1 protein-coding gene is annotated in these 6,341 nt (G+C 73.8%); it reads left to right on the forward strand.

The annotated features are described in order from the left end of the window. On the forward strand, window positions 1-6,341 hold a 6,341-nt coding region (locus ABT001_RS35580), incomplete at both ends, for an SDR family NAD(P)-dependent oxidoreductase (protein ID WP_351285807.1).

The raw sequence follows: 6,341 nt of genomic DNA on the forward strand, positions 1-6,341 counted from the left end.
TCGGGCGCGGTCGAGGCGATCGAGGCCTTCGAGGGACGCCTTCGTGCGGAGGGGCGGCGGGTGAAGCGGCTGTCCGTGTCGCACGCGTTCCACTCGTCTCTGATGGAGCCGATGCTCGTCGAGTTCGCGGCGGTGGCCGAGTCGTTGACGTACCACGCGCCGTCGATCCCGGTCGTCCCGACGGCCTCGGGTGCGATGGACACCCCCGGCTACTGGGTACGTCAGGTCCGCGAGCCCGTACGCTTCGCCGACGCCGTGCGGGCCTTGGCGGACAAGGGCGTCACCCGGTTCGTCGAGCTGGGCCCGGACGGGGTGCTCACCGCTGCGGCCCGCGCCTGCCTGGAGGGAACGGATGCGGGTGCGGGTGCGGTGTTCGTCGCGACGCAGCGCGCCGGCCGGGAACCCGTCGGCGCGTGGTGGCGCGCCCTCGCCGCAGCGCATGCCGCCGGAGTCCCTCTCGACTGGCCCGCGATCACCGCCGACTGGGGCGCACGGGTCGTCGACCTCCCCACCTACGCCTTCCAGCGCGAGCACTACTGGCCCGTCGCACCCACCGCCCGAGGCATCGACCCGGCGGACTGGCGGTACGGCGTCACTTGGCAGTCCCTGCCGGAGACCGAGCGGCCCCGGCTGCAAGGACTCTGGCAGGTGCTCGCCGAGAACGGCACCGGTGACGTCGCGCCGGGGCGCGGGACGGTCGCCTGGTGTGCCGAGGCGCTGCGCGCCCACGGCGCGACCGTCGTCGTCGGCCGCGTACCCGACCCGGACGCCGTCGGCATGATCCTCCCGTACGACTCCCGACCGCACCCGGAACACCCGGAGCTGACGCTCGGGCTGGCCGCCCTCCCGGACGCCGTACGCGGAGAAGGTCCCCCGGTGTGGGTGCTCACCGAGTGCGGGGCCGGTGCCGACGGGCCTGCCGACCCGGGTGCGGCCCAGCTGTGGGCGATGGGACGGGTGGCCGCGCTGGAGAGGCCGCACCGCTGGGGCGGCGCGGTCGACCTTCCGGAGATCCTTGACGCGGACGCCGCGCGCCGTCTGGCCGCCGTGCTGGCGCAGCGGGACGAGGACCAGGTGGCCGTGCGCCCCGATGGTGTCCTCGGCCGACGGCTGGTCCCGGCACCCGTGCGTCCCGCCGAACCCTGGCGCCCGCGCGGCACCACCCTGATCACCGGCGGCACGGGTGCGCTCGGCGCCCACGTCGCCCGGTGGCTGGCCGGGCGCGGAGCCCCGCACCTGGTGCTGGCCGGGCGGCGCGGTGCCGACGCCCCCGGTGTGGCCGAGCTCGCCGCCGAACTCACCGCGGCGGGAACCGAGGTCACCGTCGCCGCCTGCGACGTCGGCGACCGCACCGCCCTCGACGCGCTGCTGGCCGAGCATCCGCCGAACGCCGTGGTGCACGCCGCCGGAAGCGGCGGGTTCGGCACGCTCGACGACGCCACCGAGACCGGCACAGCCGCGGTGCTGGCCGCGAAGGTCAACGGCGCACGCCACCTCGACGACGCCCTGCGCGACGCGGACCTCGACGCCTTCGTGCTCTTCTCATCGGTCGCCGGGACCTGGGGCAGCGGAGGCCAGAGCGCGTACGCGGCCGCGAACGCGGCCCTGGACGCCCTGGCCGCACGCCGCGCCGCCCGTGGTCTTCCGGCCACCTCCGTGGCGTGGGGCCCGTGGCACGGCAGCGGCATGGCGGGCGCGGAGGACACCGCCGACTATCTGCGGCGGCGGGGACTGCGCCCCATGGATCCGGCGAAGGCGCTCGACGCGCTGGGAGCGGCGGTGGACGGCGGGGACGTCTGCGTGGCCGTGGCCGACGTGGACTGGGGCCGCTTCCTGCCCGCCTTCACCGCCGTACGGCCGCAACGGCTCTTCGACGGGCTGCCCCTCGCCACGCACCAGGGCACGTCGGGGGAACGTGCTGAAGAGGATGCCGCGGGTTCGGCGTTCGCCGTCCGCGTCGCCGCGCTCGGGACGAAGGAGCGGCGCCGGGAACTCGTGGAGCTGGTGCGAGACGGCGTCGCCGCCGTCCTCGGACACCGGGACACCGAGGCGATCGCCCCGCGCCGGGCCTTCACGGACCTGGGCTTCGACTCGCTGACAGCCGTCGAGTTGCGCGACCGGCTCGCCGCTGCCACCGGCTTCACCCTCCCCGCGACGATCGTCTTCGACCACCCCACCCCGGCCGCACTGGCCGGCCACCTGGACGACCTCGCACTGGGCACGGACGGGGACGACGCCGCCGCCGTCACCGGCATCGCCGACGACGAGCCGATCGCCATCGTCGGCATGGCCTGCCGCTACCCGGGCGGCGTCACCTCCCCGGGCGAGCTGTGGCAACTGGTCGCCGAGGGCCGTGACGGCATCACCGACTTCCCCGACGACCGGGGCTGGGACACCGCGCGGCTCTACGACGCCGAGGGCGGCGCGGGCTCCTCCTACGTCCGAGAGGGGGGATTCCTGCGCGACGTCGCCGCGTTCGACGCGCCGTTCTTCGGCATCTCGCCGCGTGAGGCGCTGGCCACCGACCCGCAGCAGCGGCTGATGCTCCAGGTCGCCTGGGAAGCCATGGAACACGCAGGCATCGACCCCGCCGCCCTGCGCGGCAGCGACACCGCCGTCTTCGCCGGCACCAACGGGCAGGACTATCCCGTGCTGCTCGCCGGGGACCCCGACGTCAGCGAGGGACACCAGGGTGCGGGCAACGCCGCGGCCGTGCTGTCAGGCCGCGTCGCGTACACCTTCGGCCTGGAGGGGCCGACCCTCACCGTGGACACGGCGTGCTCGTCGTCCCTGGTCGCGCTGCACCTGGCGGTTCGGGCGCTGCGCGCGGGGGAGTGCTCGATGGCGCTGGCGGGCGGTGTCACGGTGATGTCGACGCCGACCGCCTTCGTCGAGTTCAGCCGCCAACTGGGGCTGGCCGCCGACGGACGCTGCAAGTCCTTCGCGGCCGGAGCGGACGGTACCGGTTGGGGAGAGGGCATCGGCGTACTCCTGGTGGAACGACTGTCGGACGCCCGGCGCAACGGCCACCAGGTGCTGGCCGTCGTCCGGGGCTCGGCCGTCAACCAGGACGGTGCCTCCAACGGTCTGAGCGCGCCGAGCGGGCCCGCCCAGCGGCGCGTGATCCGCAGCGCGCTGGCCGACGCGGGTCTGGACCCCTCCGACGTGGACGCGGTGGAGGCCCATGGCACGGGTACGCGGCTGGGCGACCCGATCGAGGCGCAGGCGCTGCTGGCCACGTATGGGCAGGATCGCGAAACCCCCTTGTGGCTCGGCTCGTTGAAGTCCAACCTGGGGCACACCCAGGCCGCCTCCGGTGTCGCGGGTGTCATCAAGATGGTGCAGGCGATGCGGTACGGAGCCCTGCCCGCGACGCTGCACGTCGACGCGCCGACACCCGAGGTCGACTGGTCGGCGGGAGCCGTCGAACTGCTCACCGAAGCACGCCCCTGGCCCGAGGCGGGACGGCCGCGTCGGGCGGGTGTCTCCTCCTTCGGTGTGAGCGGCACCAATGCACACGTGGTGCTGGAGGCGGCACCTGTGGTGGAACCTCCGGAGCGGAAGGCTCCGCGTCCTGGGTGCATACTGCCGTTGTTGCTCTCCGCCCGTACGGCGGACGGACTGCCGGCGCAGGCGGACAAGCTGCGGGCGGTCCTGGACCAGCATGAACTCGCGGATCTGGCCCACTCATCGGCGACGACCAGAGGAGCGTGGGAGCACCGGGCCGTGGTGCTGGCAGCCGACAGCGAGGACGCGTCGGCCGCGTTGGAGGACCTCCGGGGGGCTGTGGTGGGCCGGGCGGAGGAGGACCGTGCTCTGGGCTTCCTGTTCACGGGTCAGGGGTCGCAGCGGGTGGGCATGGGGCGTGAACTCCATGACGCGTTCCCGGTGTTCGCGGAGGTGTTCGACGCGGTGTGCGCCCGGGTGGATCTGGGACGTCCGCTGCGTGAGGTGGTGTTCGAGGACGGTGCGGCGCTGGGGCGGACGGTCTATGCGCAGGCTGGTCTGTTCGCTCTTGAGGTGGCGTTGTTCCGGTTGGTGGAGTCGTGGGGTGTGGCTCCTGATGTGCTGGTGGGGCATTCGGTCGGTGAACTGGCGGCTGCTCATGTCGCCGGTGTGCTGTCGCTGGACGATGCCTGCCGGCTGGTCTCCGCGCGTGGCCGGTTGATGGACGCGTTGCCCGAGGGCGGAGCCATGCTTGCGGTCGAACTGGCCGAGGACGAGTTGGAGTTGCCGGAGGGCGTGGACCTTGCCGCCGTCAACGGGCCGACCTCGTCGACTGTTTCGGGTCCGGTCGAGGCGATCGACGTGCTGGAGGAGCGTCTTCGTGCGGAGGGGCGGCGGGTCAAGCGTCTGTCCGTCTCGCACGCGTTCCACTCACACCTGATGGAGCCGATGCTGGCCGAGTTCGCGGCGGTGGCCGAGTCACTGACGTACTCCAGCCCGTCGATCCGTATCGTCCCGACGGCGTCCGGCGACATCGACACCCCCGAGTACTGGGTGCGCCAGGTCCGCGAGCCCGTGCGCTTCGCCGACGCGGTGCGGCCGCTTGCGGCGACGCGGGTACTGCTCGAACTCGGCCCGGACGGCGCGCTGACCGCAGCGATGCAGGGGATCGACGAGGGCTCCGTGGCCGTTCCCGTACTCCGGTCCGGGCGTGACGAGTCCGAGACCCTGCTGCACGCTCTCGCGACCCTGCACGTCCACGGCGTGTCCGTCGACTGGGCCGCTCTGCTCGCACCGGCCGGCGGCCGGCGCGTCGAACTCCCCACCTACGCGTTCGCCCGCGAACGCTACTGGCCCGCGGTCTCCCCGCGCCCCGGTGACATGGTCTCCGCCGGACTCGGCGAGACCGGGCACCCGGTCCTGGCCGCCGGTGTGCAACTCGCGGATGACGGAGGCCTGCTGTTCACCGGGCAGCTCTCCGCCCGCACACACCCCTGGCTCACGGAACACCAGGTGCACGGCAGGACAGTGGTACCCGGCACGGCCTTCGTCGACCTCGCGGTGCGCGCAGGCGATCAGGCGGGCTGCGACGTCGTCGAAGAACTCGTCCTGCACACACCGCTGTCGCTGACGGCAGAGGAGACCGTGCAGCTCCAGGTCCTGGTCGGGCCTCCGGGCGCGGACGGCGGTTGCGCGTTCACCGTCCACGCACGGGCGGGTGGCGGCAGCGGCTGGTCCGGGCAGCCGTGGGTGAGACATGCCTCCGGCACGCTGTCGCGGGCCGCCGCCCCCATGAGCGGGCCGGAGGTCTCCTGGCCGCCCGTCGGCGCGGAGAGCGTGCCGGTCGGCGAGCTCTACCCCGGGCTGGCCGCAGCCGGGCTGGAGTACGGGCCCGTGTTCCAGGGCCTGCGCGGCGTCTGGCGGGCCGGCGAGGACCTCTGGGCCGAGGTCGTGCTCCCCGAGTCGGGACAAGCCGACGCCGGACGCTTCGGCCTGCACCCCGCGCTCCTCGACGCCGCGCTGCACGCGCTGGCCGTCCGGGCGGAGGTGACGTCCGACGTCCCCGCCGGGCCGCCCGGACTGCCTTTCTCCTGGTCGCAGGTCACCCTTGCCGCGTCAGGCGCCACCACGCTCCGTGTACGGCTCTCGCCACGCGGCGCGGACGGGGTGGAACTGCGGGCCACCGATCCCGACGGGCGGACCGTCGTCTCCGTCGGGCGAGTCGTGTTGCGGGCGCTCGCCGGAGACGCCGCGACGGATGCCACGGCACCGCGACCGGTGCACCGGGTCGACTGGACGGTGCTCGCCGACCCGGAACCCACCCCTTCCACCTGGGAGGTTGTGGGCAACGACGTGTTCGGTGCGGCCGAGGCGCTCTCGGCGCTCGGCGTCGACTGCGTGCGCTCGGCCGACATCGCCTCGGCCTCCGCCGACCTGCTGGTGGTCACCTCGGCACCCGCCGCCGACACGGGCGACGATGCGGAGGCGCGGGTGACCGCGATGCTGACCACCGTCCAGGAGTTCCTGGCCCGTGAGGACAACGAGGCCACCCTCGTGGTGCTCACCCGAGGGGCCGTCGCCGCCGACCCCGGGGACGACCTTCCCGACGTGGGGGGCGCCGCCGTGCGGGGTCTCCTGCGGAGCGCGCAGTCGGAGAACCCTGGACGACTGCTGCTCGTCGACGTGGACGCCGACCCGTGGACCGCTCTGCTGGGAGCACCGAGCGCGGACGAACCCGAACTCGCCGTGCGTGACGGCAGGTTGCACGCTCCTCGGCTCACCCCTGCAGCGCAGGGCAGGCTCACTCCTCCTGGTGGGGGGGCTTGGCGTGTGGGGGTGGTGGAGCGTGGGTCGTTGGAGGGGGTGGGTCTGGTTTCGGCTCCGGAGGTGGAGGG

Source organism: Streptomyces sp. NPDC002793, from assembly GCF_040295485.1.
In the GTDB taxonomy this organism is placed as follows: domain Bacteria; phylum Actinomycetota; class Actinomycetes; order Streptomycetales; family Streptomycetaceae; genus Streptomyces.